Genomic DNA, 19,048 nt, shown 5'->3' with positions numbered 1-19,048 from the left:
CAGGCTACTGAGCGGCGGTGGATCCCGTTCCGCCCCATCGAGCCCGGACGCCGCTCGCCTGCTCCTCGCGCAAGCCGGGCGTCGGTGTCCGCCGGGTCGCGGCGAGGCCTACCCGGTGGCGAGGGGATAGACGACCGAGGGGTCGGGTTCCAGCTCCAGCTCAACGGGTCGAGGTCTCTGCGCCGGGACGGCGGGCGTTGCGATCCGGGCCGCATCGGCCGGGGAGAGGTGGCCGAGGCGACGGCGGGTCGCGGCGGGGGCGGCGTGCCAGCGGGAGTGCACGGCGGGCTCCCAGGTCGGCCGGGCCAGGCCGGCCGCGAGGCCGGCGAGGATCCCGGCAGCGCGCCGGGCATCATGGATGCGACCGGTGGCGAGTTTGCGGGCGGTGAGGACGACGAGCTGGCCGGCGTGCACCGCGGGCCAGCTCCAGCCCAGGGTGGCGCGATGGCGGCGGGCGTAGACGGCGGCCGAGCGGCCGAGCTCGGCGTGCAGCAGGCCGGAGCGGCCGACGGTCTCGCCGCCGACGTGTACCACGGGCCATTCGTCGTCGGCCCAGGCGAGCCGCCCGCCGGCCGCGTACAGCCGGGCGAACAGATCGGTCTCCTCGTAGTACATCCAGTAGGCGGGGTCGAAGCCGCCCAGGCGCAGGAAGGTCGGGACGCGGATGGCGAAGAAGGCGCCGACCGGGTGGCGCAGCTCCGGCCACCGGGCGACGGCCGCCGCCTCGCCGCGCAGCGTGATGAAGGCGTTCGTGCGGGAGGTCGGCAGCACTCCGCGGGACCGTCCGGGGCTGCCGTCGCCGGCGAGGAACGGGAACCCGACGGCGTCGACGGACGGCGGGTACCAGGCGAGGAGCTTGGGCAGGACCTCCGCGGTGTCGCGGGGGATCATCACATCACTGTTGATCACCAGCAGCCAGTCCGGCGCCGGGCCGTCCGTGACGGCGCCTCGGACGGCGAGGTTGACGGCGAGGTTGACGGCGGTGCCGTAGCCGACGTTGCCGTGGCCCTCGACGACGCGTACCCCGGCGGGCACCGAGCGCCCGGCGAGCGTGCCGTTCTCGACCAGCACCGCCTCGCAGCCGTTCATGGCGACCAGGGCCGAGAGCAACTGGTGCAGATGGGTTGCGCCTCCGTGGGACACGACGACCGCCAACAAGCTGTGCATCATCCGCCTTCACTAAAACATAAAACGATGACGAGAAGATCGTGGACAACCCTGCCGTACGTCCACGGAGCAAACCGGCGAACACATCAGGCCAGGTCGATCGATCAGGATTTCGCCGGTGCCGCCGCACTCATGGCCGTACTCCCGTCCACGACCACAGTCGTGACCCACCTCACCCCTGCTGACCAGCCCGGACACCGGTCTCGACCAGGGTAACTAGCGCATCGCGGTGCTCCACTTCTCCCTTCCCGGCGAGTCGCGCACCGTCGCCGGTCCACCCGTTATCCGAAACCGCCAAACGTGCACCGGAAATGCTGCAGATGCGGATTACGGTAACACTCGAGCGGAATTTCGACCCCGATCACGGTCGCCGCCGCAGCCACCGGGAGACACCGAATCCGGTACCGAGCCAGCCTGTCGCGCCGGTCACCGCTGCCGGTCACCGGGCCGCGCCGCCCGGGCCGCGCCGCCCGGGCCGCCCGGGTCCGCTGCCCGGGTCCGCCGCCGTTCGGCACTCCAGTCATCGCACATCACGGGCATGGGGCAGCGAGATTGCCCAAGTCGCGCCGTTTCGGCACCAGTCGTGACAGGGCCCTGTCAACGTGGAACGCATGCCGCACCCAGATCGACTGACCGCGATCGTCGAGGAGCTGCGCCGGGCCGGACCCGCCGGGCGCACAGCCGCAAGCCTGGCGGCCCGGCTGGACGTCAGTGTGCGAACGATCCGCCGGGACCTGCTGGCCCTCCAGGACGCCGGGGTTCCCGTCGGCGGGATCTCCGGGCCCGGGGGCGGGTACGTGCTCGCCCAGCACGCGATGCTGCCACCCGTCGCGTTCACCCAGGGTCAGGCGAGCTCGGCCGCCGTGGCGCTGGCCGCCGCCGCGACGGGCCCGCTGACCCGTGACGGCGCGGCGGCGCTCGAGAAGCTGCTCGACATCATGCCCCCGCCACAGCAGCGGCAGGTCGCCGAACTGGCCTCACCCGGCTGGGCGGGGCCACCCGTGGTCGCCCGCACGGCGCTGGCCACCACGATCGAGGAGGGCCTGCGGGCCGGCCGGGTGCTCGCGATCGACTACCAGGACGCCGCCGGCAGCCGGACCGTGGGCCGCCGGGTGGAGCCACAGTTGCTGGCCTTCACCGGCGGCCACTGGTACCTGCTGGCCTGGTGCCTGGATCGGGGCGGCCCGCACTGGTTCCGCTGGGACCGGATCTCCCGCGCCGTCAACACCGGCCAGCCGGCGGACGACCACGACCCGTTCTCGATCTTCACCGCGCCTCCGCCCGGCCTGCGGCGCATCCGCCGGGCCCCGGCGTCCGGCCCGCGCGGCGAGCCGGCGAGGCCGAGCTGACCGTGCCCGGCGGCCGGCCCGTCGGGCGTGGTCGCCGTCACCACGATCGACGGGCCGCCCGCGCCGGGCGGGGCGGCCTAGCGCGAGCGTCCGCCCGGCAGCCCGCCGCCCGGCGCGGCGACCTCCCGCGGTTCGGCCCGGTCGGCCGCCGGGGTCGGTGAGGAACCCGCCTCCGGGGCCGGTTTCTCGGCGACCTCCCCCGCTTCCCCCGCCTCCTGCGCCTCCTGCGCGGGCGGTTCGGTCAGCAGCGACCAGATCACCGAGACGGCCAGCGCGACGGCGATCACGCCGAGCGACAGCGTGATCGGCATGTGCCACACGTCGGTGAGCAGCATCTTCACGCCGATGAAGGCCAGGATGAACGCCAGCCCCGTCGCCAGCCGGTGGAACCGTTCCATCAGGCCCGAGAGCAGGAAGAACAGCGACCGCAGCCCCAGGATGGCGAGTGCGTTGCTGGTGTAGATGAGGAACGTCCGGTCGGTGACGCCCAGGGCGGCGGGCACCGAGTCGAAGGCGAACAGCACGTCGGCGGTCTCGATCGCGACGAGGACGGCGAGCAGCGGCGTGGCGACGAGTTTGCCCGCGCGGCGCAGGACGAAGTGCTGCCCCTGGTACTGATCGGTGACCGGCATGACCCGCCGCAGCAGTGACACCGCCCGGCTCTGCCCCGGGTCCATCTCCACCCCGCTGTCGCGCAGCATCTTCACGGCCGTGTAGATCAGGAAGGCGCCGAAGATGTAGATGATGAAGCNGAACTGCTCGAGCAGGGCGACCCCGGCGGCGATGAAGATGAACCGCAGTACCAGGGCGCCGAGCACGCCGTAGAACAGCACCCGGTGCTGGTACTCCCGGGGGACCTTGAAGTACGAGAAGATCAGCGCGAAGACGAACAGGTTGTCGACGGACAGGCTCTTCTCGAGCAGCCACGCCGCCGTGTATTCGCCGGCGGCGCCGGGGCCCTGCCAGGCCCAGATGACCCCGGCGAAACCGATGCCCAGCGACACCCACAGCAGGCTCCACCAGGCGGCCTCGCGGAAGCCGATGACGTGGGCCCTGCGGTGGGCGAGCAGATCGATGGTGAGGAGCCCGAGCACAGCGCCGACGAAGGCGGCCCAGGCCCAGAGGGGAACGTGCACGGAGATCTCCAGAGGTGTCGCCGGTCGCGGCCCGGATGCGCCACCCCGGCTCCACCGGGGCGGAAGGTGTCGCTCTGACCGGCCGGGCGCCGTTGCCAGCGGCCGGTCAGAGCACGTTTACGCGCGCCACACCATCAGCGAGATGAGCGTGAAGCGACGAATCGTTAACTCTCAGTAACTATCGGAAGGTACGGCGGTCCCGGTGTCCCCCGGCCGGATCCCACGTGGAGATCCGGCCGGGGCGTGGCCGGGGGCGAACCGGCCGGGCGGGCTGCCCGCCGGCGGGATCAGCGCCGGAGGGGGATCAGCGCCAGAGGTTGCCGGGCCGCACCGGCCGGGCGCCCCGCCCGCGCAGCGGCGCCGTCTCGATCGCCTGGCTGAGCTCGACCGGGCCGACGGTGCCGATCATCCGGGGGTTGCCGTCCGCCGCCGGCTCGATCACGACGACGCAGCCGGCGGCCGGCCGTTCGAGCAGCCTCGCGGGCAGGTCTGCCACCGCGTCGTCCGGCGCGGCGGTCGCGACCATGGACAGTGGGATGCAGACCCGGTTGACCCGGGCGAGGTCGCGGTCGTCCATCGGGACGGCGGCGAGGTCGCGCAGCAGCGCCACTCCGGCGAGCGAACCGTCGAAATCCTCGACCCCGAAGACGGCGCGGTGGGCGGGCAGCACCACGTCGTGGAGCGCGTCGTCCACGGTCGACCAGGACGACAGCGCCGGCGGCGCCGGGCTCATGACGTCCCGCGCCACCAGGCCCTCCAGTGCGGCGTGGGTGCGCTGCTGGGACTGCGCCAGCCGGGACGCACCCAGTGCCAGCCAGCCGAGCAGCACCGCCCACAGCCCCACGAAGCCGACGAGGAACACGCCCGCGGCACCCACGGCGATCAACGACCAGCCGCTGATGACGCCGGCCCGGGCGACGGCCTGCTCGGCGCGCTCCCGGCTGCCGGTGCGGCGCAGCACCCGCGCGGCAATCAGCCGCCCACCGGAGCTGCGCGGGCTGGGCAGCACGTCGATGAAGGTCACCAGCAGCGCGAACGTACCGACCCAGAGGGCCACCTGGCCGGCCAGGGCCAGCGTCCCCGCCGGCGCCAGCGCGCCGAGGGTGACCAGCAGCGCGCCGGCCAGGGCGGTCACGGTGAGCCCCGCGCGGGCGACCTGCGCCTCGGCGCGGACGTCGGCACCCGACTCGACGAACCTCGGGCCGGTGGCCGCCTTCCCGGGGCCGGTGGCCGGCGGCAGAACGACGTCGACTCCGCCGCCCGCGCCGAACGTGCCCGGGGAACCGGCTGCTCCGGAACGCCCGGTGGGCGCGGCCGACCCGGCTGCCGGACGACCCGCGGGGGTCGCGCCGGCGTCGGCGCTGCCCCGGTCACGGCCGCCGAGGGCGACCGTCAGGCGGCTGCCAAAGGCGCCGAGGGTGATGCCGACGACGGTCAGCCCGGCCCGGCGGGCGGCCCGGGCCCGCCTCAGGTCCGCGCCCAGCATGATGCCGATGAGCAGGCCGGCGCCGATCAGCCCGCCGCAGAGGTAGGCGAAGTCGGGCCGGTCCGGCACGGTGGCCGGCAGCGTGATCGCGGCGAGCAGGACGGTGACGACCGCCACCGAGACGGCGAGTCCCGGACGCACCGTGATCGGCGGAAACCCTCCCCGCCTGGTGGCGTCGTGGGTGGTCATGTCCGCTCAGACTCCTCTCCCGTTTCCCAGTTCCCCGGCCGGCGTTGACGACCGGGTGCTACACATGCACAACGTCTAGCGTGCCCTTCAACGTCCCGGCAGACACCGCACGGACTCTGCGACTTCGCCTATGATTTCGCTGCCGAGGCTCGGCAATCAGGGGCGGGAGGCGGGTGGATGGACCAAGCGGACGAACCGGCCGGGACGGCCGCGGTCGACGACGACGCACCGGCCGGTCTGCCCGAGACGAGCCTGACCCGGCTCCCCCGCGCCGCCGTGCTCGCGGCTGCCGACTCCCGGCTGCATGCCGGCCTGCTCGGCGACTACCTCGACGTCCTCGCCTCGGCGGCGGACAGCGGGCGGCGGCTGACCCGGGCGGAGCTGGAGGCGTTTCGCGGCCTCGGCCAGGCGGCGGCGGAGTCCGGGGCGTCGCTGCGCGCCCTGGTCGACCTCTACCTCTCGGCGACCTGGCGGGTGTGGCCGTCGCTGCCCGCGGTGCGGGCCGCCGACCGCGCCGCCCGCGGGCTGACCAGGGCGTCGAGCGAGCCGGTGGCGTCGGGGCAGCTCGCCCACCCGCTGCGCTCGGCCGGCGATTCGGTCGGGGCGGTCTCGCGCACCCGCGCCGCCGCCTCCGCGGTACTGCGGGCCAGCGACGACGCCGTCGCCGCCGTCTGCGAGGGCTACGAGGCGGCCCGCACCGCCCGGGCGCGCTCCGAGGAGGCGCTGCGCCGCGAACTCGTCGATGATCTGCTCACCGGCACGTCGGCGGTGGGCCAGTTGCTGGAGCGGGCCGGGGCGTTCGGCCTGCGGCTGGAGGCGCCGCACACCGTCCTGGTCGTCGCCGGTAACCGGCGCTTCCTCGACGGACGGGCACTGACCCGCGCGGCCGAGTCCCTCCTGCGCGAGCACAGCCTCACCGATCCGCTGGTCGCGACCCGCGACGGCCTGCTCGTCTGCGTGGTGCCCGAGCAGGGCGACCTGGCCCGCGGCCGGCAGCCGCCCGTTCGCGGCCGTACCCCGGCCAGCCATCCGGCGGCCGGGGCGGACGCCGCCGGCGGCGCTGCAGCCGGGCAGGCGCGGGGCGCTGCCGCCGGGCCGCCGAGACCACCGGGGTCGCGGGCCCGGGCCGCGGCGGCTGCGGGGAGCCGCCCGCCCGGCCGGCGGCGGGCGGACGAGTCGGGTGCCGTGGGCGCGGGCTTCTCCCCGCTGCCCGCGTTCGCGCCCACGCCGGAGGCCCCGGCCGCGATGGCCGCACTGACCCGCCGGCTGCGGGCCGAGCCCGGCCTGCTGTGGCGGGTGGGGGTCGGCCGCGCGCGCAGCGGCGTCGCCGGGGTCCGCATCGGCTTCGAGGAGGCCCGCGGCGCCGCGGAGCTCGCCGGCCGCCTCGGGCTGGAGGGGGCCGTCGTGCACACCGACGACCTGCTCATCTACAAGGTCCTGCTGCGCGACCGGGAGGCGCTGGCGGAGCTGGTCGAGGCGGTGCTCTCACCGCTGCGGGCCGCCCGGAGCGGCGCCGGCCCGCTGATCGACACCCTCGACGCCTACTTCACCACCGGCGGGGTGGCGCTCGCCGCGGCGCGCCGACTGCACCTGTCGGTGCGGGCGTTGACCTACCGACTCGACCGCATCCACGCCCTGACCCGCCACGACCCGACCTCCCCGACCGACCGGTACGTCCTGCAGACGGCGGTGCTCGGCGCCCGGCTGATCGGCTGGAACCCAGCCGGCGGGTGAGACTGCCGGCAGGGCAAGACGCCCGGCAGGGCGAGGGCCGGCAGGGCGAGGGCCGGCTGGGCGAGGGCCGGCTGGGCGAGCCGCCGGCGACCGGTCGGAAACTGTCGGAGGGCTGTGGTGTTCTAGATGGCGTGAGCACAACGTTCGAACGGCCCAGCCTCGACATCGAGCGGACGCGCGCCCCGTTCAAGGTCGTGTCCGACTTCTCCCCGTCGGGCGACCAGCCCGCCGCGATCGACGAGCTGGCCCGGCGGGTGCAGGCCGGCGATACCAACGTGGTCCTGCTCGGCGCGACCGGCACCGGCAAGTCGGCGACGACGGCGTGGCTCGTCGAGCGCCTGCAGCGGCCGACGCTCGTGATGGCCCCGAACAAGACGCTCGCCGCGCAGCTCGCCAACGAGTTCCGCGAGCTGCTGCCGCACAACGCGGTCGAGTACTTCGTCTCCTACTATGACTACTACCAGCCCGAGGCGTACATCGCACAGACCGACACCTACATCGAGAAGGACTCCTCGATCAACGAGGAGGTCGAGCGGCTGCGGCACTCGGCGACGATGAGCCTGCTCACGCGGCGTGACGTCATCGTGGTGGCGAGCGTGAGCTGCATCTACGGCCTGGGCACGCCGCAGGAGTACATCGACCGGATGGTGCGGCTGCGCGTCGGCGACGAGATCGAACGGGACCTGCTGCTGCGCCGCTTCGTCGACGTCCAGTACACCCGCAACGACCTGGCCTTCACCCGGGGGACCTTCCGGGTCCGCGGCGACACGGTGGAGGTGTTCCCGGTCTACGAGGAGCTCGCCGTGCGGGTCGAGATGTTCGGCGACGAGATCGAGCGGCTGACCTACCTGCATCCCCTGACCGGGGAGATCGTCCGCGAGGTGGAGGAGATCTTCGTGTTCCCGGCGACGCACTACGTCGCCGGCCCGGAGCGGATGGAGCGGGCGATCGCCGGGATCGAGACGGAGCTCGACGAGCGCCTCGCGACGATGGAGCGCCAGGGCAAGCTGCTGGAGGCGCAGCGGCTGCGCATGCGCACCACCTACGACATCGAGATGATGCGCCAGGTCGGCTTCTGCTCCGGGATCGAGAACTACTCCCGGCACATCGACGGCCGCGACGCCGGCACCCCGCCGCACACCCTGCTGGACTACTTCCCCGACGACTTCCTGCTGGTGATCGACGAGTCGCACAACACCGTCCCCCAGATCGGCGGGATGTACGAGGGCGACATGTCCCGCAAGCGCAACCTCGTCGAGCACGGCTTCCGGCTACCCAGCGCGATGGACAACCGGCCGCTGCGGTGGGAGGAGTTCCTGGAACGCATCGGCCAGACCATCTACCTGTCGGCGACGCCGGGCCCCTACGAGCTGGGCCGGGCCGACGGCGTCGTCGAGCAGATCATCCGGCCAACCGGGCTGCTCGACCCGGAGGTCGTGCTCAAGCCAACGAAGGGGCAGATCGACGATCTCGTCCACGAGATCCGGCTGCGCGCGGAGCGGGACGAGCGCGTCCTCGTCACCACGCTGACCAAGAAGATGTCCGAGGATCTCACCGACTACCTGCTCGAACTCGGCATCCGGGTGCGCTACCTGCACAGCGAGGTCGACACCCTGCGCCGGGTGGAGCTGCTCACCGAGCTGCGTCGCGGGGATTTCGACGTGCTCGTCGGGATCAACCTGCTGCGTGAGGGTCTCGACCTGCCCGAGGTGTCGCTGGTGAGCATCCTCGACGCCGACAAGGAGGGCTTCCTGCGCTCCGACAAGTCGCTGATCCAGACCATCGGCCGCGCCGCCCGCAACGTGTCCGGCCAGGTGCACATGTACGCGGACTCGATCACCCCGTCGATGCACCGTGCCATCGACGAGACGAACCGGCGTCGCGAGAAGCAGATGGCCTACAACGCCGAACGCGGCCTCGATCCGCAGCCGCTACGCAAGAAGGTCGTCGACATCCTCGACGACATGGTCCGCGAGTCGGCGGACGGTGAGCTGATCGGTGGGGGCGGACGGTCGCAGTCGCGTGGCAAGGCGCCGGTGCCGGGGATGAAGTCCCGGGGCGGGGCGCAGGGCACGGTCGGCCGGTACGCCGCCGAGCTCGCCGGGATGCCCTCGCACGAGCTGGCGCAGCTCATCCGCCAGCTCGACGACCAGATGCACGAGGCGGCCAAGGAGCTTCAGTTCGAGCTGGCGGCCCGGTTGCGCGACGAGATCGCCGAGTTGAAGAAGGAGCTGCGCGGCATGGGTGCCGCCGGGGTGCAGTAGCCCGCGCGGCCGGTCCCGCCGCCCGGCCAGGCCGGGCCGGGGGCTACGGGGTGGTGGCCGGGGGGTGTTCGGCGGCGCGGGCGTCGCGGCGGGTCAGCAGCTCCTGCCAGACCTCGTCGAGGCGGGCGTCGAGCTCGTCGAGGCTGCCGCCGTTGTCGATGACGATGTCGGCGGCGGCGCGACGCTGCTCGTCGGTGGCCTGCATGGCCATCCGGGCCAGCGCCTGATCGCGGGGCAGTCCGCGGCCCTCCAGCCGCACCAGCCGCAGCTCACGCGGCGCCTCGACGACCAGCACCAGGTCGTAGCTGCCCTCCGCGTGCACCTCGACGAGCAGCGGGACGTCGTGCAGGACGATCCCGTCCGGGGAGAGCTGCGCGATCCGCCGAGCGGTCTCGGCCCGGATGAGCGGATGGACGATCGCCTCCAGGCGCCGACGGGCCGCGGCATCGGCGAAGACGATCCGGCCGAGTGCCGGGCGGTCGAGGCTGCCGTCGGGCGCGGCCAGCTCGGCTCCGAACTCCGCCAGCACCGCGGCGAGACCCGGGGTGCCCGGTTCGACCACGTCTCGGGCGATCTGGTCAGCGTCGATCAGCAGCGCCCCACGGGCCGCGAGGCGCGCCGACACCGCACTCTTGCCCGACCCGATACCACCCGTCAGACCCACTGTGAGCACGGTGCCGAGTCTGCCAGCCTCTGCCGGCACATGTGCCGCCTCGGCGCAGTACCCAAGCCTCGGCACGATCTGACCGCGATGTGGTCGGGTAACGAAAGCCTGCGGCCGCGACGCCCGTAGTGCCGGCACGCGTCGGACACCACCAGGAACCCACGCGCCGGCCACCCCGGCCTACCGCCTTCGCGGCGCGGGCGGCGGTTGGCAGACTGGTCCGCGTGGGGGCGACCGAAACGGGGCGGACGCAGGCCGTTCTCAGGCCGGCAGTGCCCACCCGGGCCGACCCGGGNGGTCCTGGCCCTGGCGCCGGCGGGCTGCCCGGTAGGGCCGCGGCAGAGCGGATCGACGGCTCCGGAGAGGCACAGCCGGCCGACGGTTCGGCAGGAAGGGAGCCAGCCGACAGCCTGACCGGGGCGGGGCCGCGCGACGCCTCGGCCCGGGCGATGCCGACTGGGCAGCGGCTCGCTCACCGGTTGTGGCCGGTGCTGCTCACCGGTTCGCTGCTCGGGCTCGGCGCCCTGGGGCTGGCCATCGCGCCCGCGCTCGCCGGCCGGGCGCCGCTGCTGCTCATCGCGCTGCGGCCCACCTGGGCGATCCTGCTGCTTGTCGGCGGGTCGGCGCCGTTCGTGCCGGCTCTGCTGGTCGCCGCGTTCTTTCGGGCCCTGGTCGACGTCGGCTACTTCGGGCTCGCGCGCAACAACATCCGGTCGGTCCTCCTGCGGCGTCTCGGTGGCAGCCGCCTGGTCACGGCCCTGGCCCGCCCGGGGACGCAGACCCCCCTGCTGTGGTTCTGCCTGGTCAACACCAACGCGGCGGTCGACGCGGCGCTCGGCGCGGGTGACGTGCCGATGCGTCGCTTCCTGCGGTTCCTGATTCCCGGTTCCCTGCTGTCCGCCGCGCTCTACCTGACCGCGGCGCGGGCGGTGGCCCCGTGGATGCGCGGCGCCGTGAACTGGCTGGACGCGCACATGACCTACCTGGTGCTCGGCGGTCTGGCGCTGGCCCTCACGCAGGCGGCCGCGCGGGGCGGCCTGCGGCGGTGGCGCAGCCGGCGAGGCGGAGCGCCGGTGAGACGACCTCGCGGCAATGGCAACAACACGCCGTAGGCCAACAATCGCACCATACAGACACACCAACACACTCTGGACATCCTGCGCCGCAGGTAGCAGGGTCGGTGGCTACGGGTCACGCCACCCGTCGGCTGCACGCCGGGCCTCGGCCCGGTCGCCGCCCCCACCCTCCGGAGTCGACCATGCCCTGCCCCCGCCCCACCGCGCCGAACCTCACCGTGCCGAACCCCACCGCCCTGGGCACCACCGCCCTGGGCACCACCGCCCTGGGCACCACCGCCCTGGGCACCACCGCCCTGGGCACCACCGCCCCACGCCCCACCGCGCCCTGCGCCATCCCGCCGCACATCCTCGAACGCATCGTCCGCAACGGCAGCGACGACCAGCGTTCCTGGGCGCTGTCCACCCTCGTTCAGGACGGCTCGCACCGCACGATTCGCGTCCACAACGCCCAGCTTCGCTCCGCGCAGCGCGGCGCCGCACCGCCGCGGCTGGACCCGGATGCCGGTCCGCGCCGCACCGTCGGGGACGCCGCCGGCACCGAGGCGCTGCCGGGTAGGACGGTCCGCACCGAGGGCGAGGCCGCGGTCGATGACGTGGCGGCCAACGAGGCCTACGACGGCCTCGGTGCCACGTTCAGGTTCTACTCGGAGGTGTTCGGCCGCGACTCCATCGACGACGAGGGGATGGCGCTGCTCGCCACCGTCCACTACGGCGACCATTACGACAACGCCTTCTGGAACGGCCGGCAGATGGTGTTCGGCGACGGCGACGGCGAGCTTTTCCAGCGGTTCACGGTGTCGCTGGACATCATCGGGCACGAACTGACCCACGGCGTCACCGAGGACGAGGCGGCGCTGATGTACGTCAACCAGTCCGGGGCGCTGAACGAGTCGGTCAGCGACGTCTTCGGTTCCCTGGTGAAGCAGCACGCGCTCGGCCAGACCGCGGAGCAGGCCGACTGGCTGATCGGCGACGAGCTGCTCACCGACGCGGTGTCGGGGGTAGCGCTGCGGTCGTTGAAGGACCCCGGCACCGCCTACGACGATCCCGTGCTCGGCGACGACATCCAGCCCGCGCACATGACCGGCTACGTCCAGATGACCGGTGACAACGGTGGCGTGCACATCAACTCGGGCATCCCGAACAAGGCGTTCTACCTCGCCGCGATCGCGCTCGGCGGGCACGCGTGGGAGCGGGCCGGCCGCATCTGGTACGAGAGCCTGCGCGCCCCGCAGGTGCGGCCGAACGCGACCTTCCGCTCGTTCGCGGCGGTGACGAGCCGCCAGGCCGGCGTGCTGTTCGGCGCGGACGAGCGCAAGGCGGTCGCCGAGGCGTGGCGCGAGGTCGGCATCGCCGTCTGACACCCGCCCGGGACCATGATCCCGCGAATCGCAGGAAACACCCAGCCTCGGCACAGGCTCCCCACAGCGGGGCCCGACAGCGTGTCCACCAGCCGGCACACCGGCGGTCCCGCTGCACCGAGGGGGAGCATGAACGACGTCAGGATGTCCCGGTATGCGCGCCGGAGCGGCACCGCGACGCGGCGGCACCGGCTCATCCTGCCGCTGCTGTCGGTCACCCTGACGGCCGTGCTGGCCGGATGCGGGGGCGGCGGGAGCGACGCGGCGGCCGGCTCGGCCTCGTCGGGGACTGCTGCGTTGGCAACCCCGTCCACGGGAGCGACTCCCGCCACGGGGGCGACTCCCCCCGCCGGCGGGGGGACGGCTGCGATGGCTGCCTACCGGACCTGCCTCGCGAACAACGGGGTGACGCTGCCGACTCCGGGTGCCGGCGCAGCGGGAGGCGCACCGCCGCAGGGCGCTCGTCCGACCGGTGCCCCGCCGTCGGGCGCCCCGAACGGCGGCGGCACCGGTACCGGCGGCGGACCAGGAGCCGGCGGCGGACCCGGCAGTGGTGCGGGCTCGGGCTCGACCGCGGCACCGCCCGGCGTGGACGCCGACACCTGGCGTACCGCGCGGGCCGCCTGCGCATCGCTGGCGCCCACCGCCCCGGCGGCGGCCTCGGGGACGGCGGCCGCGAACTGACCCGCGCGAGGTGGTGCTCCGCGCGGTCAGCCGCTCGACATCGGTCGACCCCCGATGCGCCGGCCTGACCGTGCGGGCACCCCCTGCTGCTGTCCTCGTCCCCCCGGTGCGGTTCCCGCCTCCCCGGGCGGGGGTGACCCCGACCGCCCGGCCTCCGCCTGCCCCGCACCGCCGGCCGCCTCACCCCCGGCCACCCCGCCCTCGACCATCCCGCCGTCAGCCACCCCGCCGTCAGCCACCCCGCCCTCGGCCACCCCGCCGTCAGCCACCCCGCCCTCGGCCACCCCGCCCTCGGCCACCCCGGCTCCGGGCGCCCCGCCACCATCCGACAATCGGGCATCGGGCAACCCGCCGGCGCACTCCGTAGCGCGTTCCGATGTCGGGAGGGTCGCGTGCGGGGCAGACGGCCGTACCTCGGCGGCCCGGGAGCGGAGCAGCTCGGACATCTCCGCCGCCGGCAGCGGCACCGAGATCGCCTCGCCCTGGAGCAGGTCACAGCCGAGGTCGATCATCATCGCAAGCGTGCGCTCGTCCTCGATCCCCTCGCCGACCACCCGCAGCCCGAGCCGGTGGCCCAGGTCGAGCACCGACCGCACGATCGCGGCGTCGGGCAGGCTGCCGCGGGCATCCGCGACAAAACCCCGGTCGATCTTGACCTCGTCGAAGGGGAGCGTCTTGAGGATCNCCATCGAGCTGTAGCCGGTGCCGAAGTCGTCCAGGGACAGCGCCACGCCCTGCGTACGCAGCTCACTCAGCATCGTCGCCGCCCGAGCCGGCTGGGTGACCAGCGCACTCTCCGTGATCTCCAGGGTGAGGACGTCGCTGGCCAGTCCGTGGGCCGCCAGGGAGCCGGCAACGACCTGGGGCAGGTCGTCGAGCACCAGCATCCGGGCGGAGAGGTTCACCGACACGGGCAGGTGCAGACCCTCGTCCGCCCAGGCGGCGCACTGGCGCAGCGCCTCGTCGAGGACCCAGCGGGTCAGATCGGCGATCAGCGGTGAGCGTTCGGCGACGGGGAGGAACACGCCGGGCGCCAGCAGCCCTCGGGTGGGGTGGTGCCAGCGCAGCAGCGCCTCCGCGCCGACGATCCCACCCGAGCATGCCGACTGCAGTGGCTGGTAGAACAGCAGCAGCTCGCCGCGGGTGATCGCGGTGCGCAACTGCGCGTACAACGCGATCTCCTCGGGCCGCACCCCGGTGATACCGGGATCCCACAGTCCGACGCTCTCCCCCACCCGCTTGGCACGCAGCAGCGCCGAGTCGGCGCAGGTCAGCAGCCCGCTCATGGTGGTGCTGTCGCGGGGGGCCACGGCGATCCCGACGGAGGCGTCCACCTCGACGTCGACGCCGCAGACCTGGAAGGGTCCCTGGATCTGGCGCAGGACCCGGCGGCCGAGCACCCGGCGCCGCTTCGTCTCCGCCGCGGTGGGCACGGGCAGGGGCGCTCCCGGGCGGCTGGCGGCCGTCGCGACGGTGGGTGGGACCGGCATCCCGCGGAAGACGAGGGCGAACTCGTCCCCGCCGGCCCGGCCAACGAAGGCCGGGATCGGCCGCAGCCCGGACAGCGTCCGCGCGATGATCTGCAGCAGCCGGTCGCCGCCGGCATGCCCGAGCGCGTCGTTGATCTCATGGAACCGGTTGATGTCGACCAGGACCAGGATCGCCTCCCGGCCCTCTGCCTGGATCTCCGCCACGGCGCTCTCGCCACGTTCGAGGGTGCCCGCCCGGTTGGCCAGGTGCGTGAGCGGATCGGCGTGGCTTTGCAGCAAGCCCGCCCGGAACAGGCCTTTCACCACCGCTCCGGCCACGACCGTGGAGAGCGCCGCCGACACGGGACCCGCTGTCTGGGTCGGATCGGCGCCGGCCGCCACGCCCGCCACGAGCGCGCCGGTGATCATGGCGATGACCAGGATCGCCGCGGGAGTCGTCACGAGGGCGACATACGCACACAGCGGGGGGAACCAGACCAGGTACATGTCGGCGTCGCTGCCGGAGGTGGCTCCGGCGAGCGCGAGGGCGAGGGCGGTTGCCAGCGAGGCGGCGGCGAACGGCGGCACCCAGTTCCAGCGTGGCCTCGCCACCAGCCCCAGTACTACGTTGGCCGCCGCGACCAGCAGGCCGACCCAGCTCTCCCACCGCTGCTGGCCCGGCGAGCCGGGCAGGACCGCGGCGAGCAGGAACAGCGCGGCGGCGCCCGTCGGCGCGGCGACGAGGAACCGCCGGCGGTCGGCGAACGTACGACCGTTGTGCACGAACCGCATTCCTCCCCGCCGTTACGGCCGGTCCGCAGGACGTGGCCCGGACCGCCAATTCCGCCGCGGTCTCCGCGGCGGACTATTCGGCTGGGTCGACATATCCGGCGTAGAATTGCGCGTCACGTCAGGCCGTGGTGACCTGGTGCCGGGGTCACCACCCGCGACGCTGACGAGATCCGGGTCAGGCTTTCTTCAACATAGCCGGTGCGGCGCAGCGGCTAACATGCGCGTCCGAAACCTGCACCGCGACCACGCGACTATGTCCGGACATAGTCCGCCGCGCGCCCGCGGAAATCCCGACCGGAACGTATACAGACCATCGGCGCAGCGGCGCTCGGAGCGGGCTTTTCCGGCATTCAGTGAGCGGCGTCGTCCCAGGTCCGGCCGGCTCCGACGCTGACGTCGAGGGGCACCGACATGGTGTACGCCGACGTCATCTCGGCGCGTACGAGCGCCTCGACCGCGTCGTACTCGCCGGGAGCGATCTCCAGCACGAGTTCGTCGTGGACCTGGAGCAACAGCCGGGAGGCGTGCCCGCCGGCCCGCAGCGCCCGGTCGACCCCCAGCATAGCGATCTTGATGATGTCGGCGGCCGAGCCCTGGATCGGGGCGTTGAGGGCCATCCGCTCGGCCATCTGCCGGCGCTGGGCGTTGTCGCTGGTCAGGTCGGGCAGGTAACGCCGACGGCCGAGCATCGTCTCGGTGTAGCCGTCCTGGCGGGCCCGTTCGACCACACCGCGCAGGAAGTCGCGCACCCCGCCGAACCGGCCGAAGTACGCGTCCATGTGCTCGCGCGCCTCGTCGGGGGCGATCCCGAGCTGGCTGGCGAGGCCGAACGCCGACAGTCCGTACGCCAGCCCGTAGGACATCGCCTTGATGCGCCGCCGCAGCTCGGGGTCGACCTCGCTGATGGGCAGGTCGAACGCCTCTGCGGCGACGAAGGTGTGCAGGTCCTCGCCTGATCCGAACGCCTCGATGAGGCCCTCGTCGCCGGACAGGTGCGCCATGATCCGCATCTCGATCTGCGAGTAGTCGGCGGTGAGCAGGGTCTCGTAACCGGGGCCGACGACGAAGGCACGCCTGATCTGGCGCCCCTCGGCGGTGCGGATCGGGATGTTCTGGAGGTTCGGATCGGTGGACGACAGCCGGCCGGTGGCAGCGATCATCTGGTTGAACGTGGTGTGGATGCGGCCGACATCATCGATCATGGGCAGCAGTGAATCGACGACGGTCTTGAGCCGGNCCACGTCCCGGTGGCGCAGCAGCACCGGCAGCAGCGGGTGGTCGGATTGGACCGCGAGCCAGACGAGGGCGTCGGCGTCGGTGGTGTAGCCGGTCTTGATCTTCTTGGTCTTGGGCAGGCCGAGCTCGTCGAACAGGATCTGCTGGAGCTGCTTGGGGGAACCGAGGTTGAACGTCCGGCCGACGATCTCATGGGCCTGCGCGGCGACGGCCGTGACCTCGCCGCCGTAGTGCTTCTGCAGCTCGGTCAGATGATCCTGGTCGGCGGCGATGCCGGCCCGTTCCATCCCGGCGAGGACCGTGACCAGCGGAAGTTCCATGTCCCGCAGCAGGACCGCGGCGGAACGGCGCTCCAGGTCCGCGTCAAGCTCGTCGGCGAGCTCCAGGCACGCGCGGGCCCGCACCGCGTCCGCGTGGGACTCCTCCGCCTCCCCGGAGCCGTCGAGGGTGAGCTGGCCGTTGCCGGCCGGCTCGACGGCCAGGTCCCGGTGCAGGTAGCGGGCGACCAGGTCGGCCAGGTCGAACGAGCGCTGGCCGGGCAGGGCCAGGTAGGCGGCCAGCGCGGTGTCACTGGTGACGCCGGCCAGCGTCAGGCCCAACTCCGCGAGAGCCAGCATCGGGCCCTTGACGTCGTGCGCCGCCTTCGGCTGGTGCGCATCGGCGAGCCAGCCGCCGAGCGCCGTCAGGTCCGCCGGGGTGAGCTGGGTCGGGTCGAGCCAGGCCGCGGCGCCGTCGGCCGAGGCCAGGGCGAGGCCGGACAGCACGCCCGTGCCCCGCCCCCAGGTTCCGCGGGCGTGCAGGCCGGTGCGGCCGACCCCGCGGGCGTGCTCGTCGAGCCACTGGGCCACCTCGTCAGGACCGAGGGTGGTCAGGTCGACGTCGAAACCCTCCTCGACGGGCGGCGGGGCGGTGGCCAGGGCCGCGTAGAGGCGCTCACGCAGGACGCGGAACTGCAGCGTGTCGAACAACTGGTGGACGGCCTCGCGATCCCAGGGGCGCAGGCGCAGCTCGTCCGGTCCGACGGGGAGCGGAACATCGCGGGACAGCTCGGTCAGCGAACGGTTGCGGATGACCGACGCCAGGTGGGCGCGCAGCGACGCCCCCGTCTTCCCGCCGATCTCGTCGGCCCGGTCCACCAGCTCGGCGAGGGACCCGAACTGCTGGATCCACTTGGTGGCGGTCTTCTCCCCCACTCCCGGCACGGAGGGCAGGTTGTCGGACGGGTCGCCGCGCAGCGCCGCAAAATCCGGGTACTGCACCGGTGACAGGCCGTACTTCGCCTGCACCTCGTCCGGGGTGAACCGGGTCATGTCGGAAATGCCCTTGCGGGTCATCAGGACCGTGACCCGCTCGTTGACGAGCTGCAACGCGTCCCGGTCGCCGGTGACGACCAGCACGTCCATCCCCACCGCGGCGCCCGCGGTCGCGAGGGTGGCGATCACGTCGTCGGCCTCGTAGCCGGCGGCGCTGACCCCCGGCACGGCGAGCGCGTCGCACACCTGGTGGATGAGGCTGACCTGCCCGACGAAGTCGGCCGGGGTCTCCGAGCGGCCCGCCTTGTACTCGGCGTACTGGGTGTGGCGGAAGGTCGGAGTCGGCAGGTCCCAGGCGACCGCCACGTGGGTCGGCTTCTCGTCGCGCAGGACATTGATGAGCATCGAGGTGAATCCGTACACGGCGTTGGTCGGCTGGCCGGTGGTGGTGGAGAAGTTCTCCACCGGCAACGCGTAGAACGCGCGGTAGGCCAGCGAATGCCCGTCAAGCAGCAGCAGCCGCGGGACCGCGGCCGCGGGCGCCGCCTTCTTCGCCGCGGTCGACTTCGCCGTAGTCGCCTTCGCCGTCGCAGCCGTGTCCGTCTTGACCGTCTTCGCCTTGGCCGTCGCGGCCGTCTCCGACTTGGCCGCTGGCGTCTTGGCCGTCGACGTCGACGCGGCGGTGGACCGTCGGACACCGCGCGGCTTCGCCGGCCGAGCCTCCGCCGCGGGCTCCTCCGCACCGGCCGACCCAGCGGCCGCGGAGGCGCTCGTCTCGACAGCATCGCCCGTCTCGGCAGCGAACGCCGCGCCGGTCGGGAACCCGGCCCCGGCGGATCCCGCATCGTCGGCGGGCCTTGCTCTGGCGGCGGATCCTGCCTCGGCAACGGACCCTGCCTCGGCGGCGGACGGGGCCTCGGCGGCGGACGGAGCCGGCTGGTCGGCGGGCGAGTTCGGCGTGGTGACGGACACGCGGCGAGTTTAGGCCGTGCGTCCGACAGTTCCGTTGCCTGTGGGCGGTCCATCGCGGCGGGGGCCACTGTGTGCCCGGACCGCGTGCCCGGACCGCATGGCCGACTGCCGTCCGTCCTGCTGTCCGTCCGCCCTCAGCCACCCGCCGTCGGTCCACCCCCGGTCGCGCCGCGAGTTGCCTGAGGCTGATGACCTTTCCTATGGCGGGAGGCG

11 protein-coding genes and 4 pseudogenes are annotated in these 19,048 nt (G+C 73.4%); 6 read left to right on the top strand and 9 right to left on the bottom strand.

Going from position 1 to position 19,048, the window contains the following annotated elements:
• Positions 1–108: 108 nt before the first annotated feature.
• Entirely contained in the window at positions 109–1,167 is a 1,059-nt protein-coding gene (locus UK82_RS16105; protein ID WP_044884783.1) for a glycosyltransferase family 2 protein, read from the bottom strand.
• Positions 1,168–1,778: 611 nt separating this feature from the next.
• On the opposite strand from UK82_RS16105, the gene UK82_RS16100 reads away from it, so the two are divergent.
• Positions 1,779–2,516: a YafY family protein gene (locus UK82_RS16100; RefSeq protein WP_044884746.1), complete on the top strand. Its 738-nt coding sequence runs from the start codon at positions 1,779–1,781 to the stop codon at positions 2,514–2,516.
• Positions 2,517–2,593: 77 nt separating this feature from the next.
• On the opposite strand, the pseudogene UK82_RS38165 reads toward UK82_RS16100, so the two are convergent.
• From UK82_RS38165 to UK82_RS16090, 3 genes and pseudogenes are all read right to left on the bottom strand, one after another.
• Positions 2,594–3,267 (bottom strand): annotated as a pseudogene (locus UK82_RS38165) (tellurium resistance protein TerC); the annotation flags it as partial.
• Between the two features lies 1 nt (position 3,268).
• Positions 3,269–3,652, bottom strand: a pseudogene (locus UK82_RS38160) (tellurium resistance protein TerC); the annotation flags it as partial.
• 304 nt (positions 3,653–3,956) lie between these two features.
• Entirely contained in the window at positions 3,957–5,327 is a 1,371-nt protein-coding gene (locus UK82_RS16090) for a peptidase M50 (protein ID WP_044884748.1), read from the bottom strand.
• Between the two features lie 177 nt (positions 5,328–5,504).
• On the opposite strand from UK82_RS16090, the gene UK82_RS16085 reads away from it, so the two are divergent.
• Entirely contained in the window at positions 5,505–7,061 is a 1,557-nt protein-coding gene (locus UK82_RS16085; RefSeq protein ID WP_044884749.1) for a CdaR family transcriptional regulator, read from the top strand.
• Between the two features lie 131 nt (positions 7,062–7,192).
• Complete coding sequence (gene uvrB / locus UK82_RS16080) at positions 7,193–9,325, top strand: excinuclease ABC subunit UvrB (RefSeq protein ID WP_044884750.1); 2,133 nt, start codon at positions 7,193–7,195, stop codon at positions 9,323–9,325.
• 43 nt (positions 9,326–9,368) lie between these two features.
• Here uvrB and coaE read toward each other — a convergent pair whose 3' ends face one another.
• Positions 9,369–9,998: a dephospho-CoA kinase gene (gene coaE / locus UK82_RS16075; RefSeq protein ID WP_044884784.1), complete on the bottom strand. Its 630-nt coding sequence runs from the start codon at positions 9,996–9,998 to the stop codon at positions 9,369–9,371.
• A gap of 287 nt (positions 9,999–10,285) precedes the next feature.
• Between coaE and UK82_RS16070 the strand changes: the two genes are divergently transcribed.
• The 3 genes from UK82_RS16070 to UK82_RS16060 form a co-directional block, all read left to right on the top strand.
• Positions 10,286–11,101: hypothetical protein (locus UK82_RS16070; protein WP_313949814.1), on the top strand; the 816-nt coding region annotated here is incomplete at its 5' end.
• A 299-nt stretch (positions 11,102–11,400) separates the two neighbouring features.
• Positions 11,401–12,429, top strand: a complete 1,029-nt coding sequence (locus UK82_RS16065) for a M4 family metallopeptidase (RefSeq protein ID WP_044884786.1) — start codon at positions 11,401–11,403, stop codon at positions 12,427–12,429.
• 129 nt (positions 12,430–12,558) lie between these two features.
• The gene (locus tag UK82_RS16060) at positions 12,559–13,113 is read left to right on the top strand and encodes a hypothetical protein (protein ID WP_055407968.1); all 555 of its coding nucleotides are present in this window, start codon (positions 12,559–12,561) and stop codon (positions 13,111–13,113) included.
• Between the two features lie 26 nt (positions 13,114–13,139).
• On the opposite strand, the pseudogene UK82_RS38155 reads toward UK82_RS16060, so the two are convergent.
• The 4 genes and pseudogenes from UK82_RS38155 to UK82_RS16050 form a co-directional block, all read right to left on the bottom strand.
• Positions 13,140–13,797: pseudogene (locus UK82_RS38155) on the bottom strand (EAL domain-containing protein); the annotation flags it as partial.
• Between the two features lies 1 nt (position 13,798).
• Positions 13,799–15,011 (bottom strand): bifunctional diguanylate cyclase/phosphodiesterase (locus UK82_RS38150; protein ID WP_236706015.1); only part of this gene is annotated, 1,213 nt, incomplete at its 3' end.
• A gap of 713 nt (positions 15,012–15,724) precedes the next feature.
• Positions 15,725–16,610, bottom strand: a pseudogene (locus tag UK82_RS38145) (DNA polymerase); the annotation flags it as partial.
• Between the two features lies 1 nt (position 16,611).
• Positions 16,612–18,379, bottom strand: a 1,768-nt coding sequence (locus tag UK82_RS16050; protein ID WP_236706014.1) for a DNA polymerase, incomplete at its 3' end; no start/stop codon positions are given.
• Positions 18,380–19,048 lie beyond the last annotated feature (669 nt).

Origin of the sequence: Frankia sp. ACN1ag, assembly GCF_001414035.1 — a bacterium.
In the GTDB taxonomy this organism is placed as follows: domain Bacteria; phylum Actinomycetota; class Actinomycetes; order Frankiales; family Frankiaceae; genus Frankia; species Frankia torreyi.
Note: the sequence above shows the minus strand (reverse complement) of the source record. Positions and strands in the feature narration are given on the sequence as shown.

Excerpts from the sequence above, each read along its gene's own strand:
- UK82_RS16105 (WP_044884783.1), bottom strand. The coding sequence starts at position 1,167 with ATGCACAGCTTGTTGGCGGTCGTCGTGTCCCACGGAGGCGCAACCCAT.
- UK82_RS16100 (WP_044884746.1), top strand. The coding sequence starts at position 1,779 with ATGCCGCACCCAGATCGACTGACCGCGATCGTCGAGGAGCTGCGCCGG.
- UK82_RS16090 (WP_044884748.1), bottom strand. The coding sequence starts at position 5,327 with ATGACCACCCACGACGCCACCAGGCGGGGAGGGTTTCCGCCGATCACG.
- UK82_RS16085 (WP_044884749.1), top strand. The coding sequence starts at position 5,505 with ATGGACCAAGCGGACGAACCGGCCGGGACGGCCGCGGTCGACGACGAC.
- UK82_RS16060 (WP_055407968.1), top strand. The coding sequence starts at position 12,559 with ATGAACGACGTCAGGATGTCCCGGTATGCGCGCCGGAGCGGCACCGCG.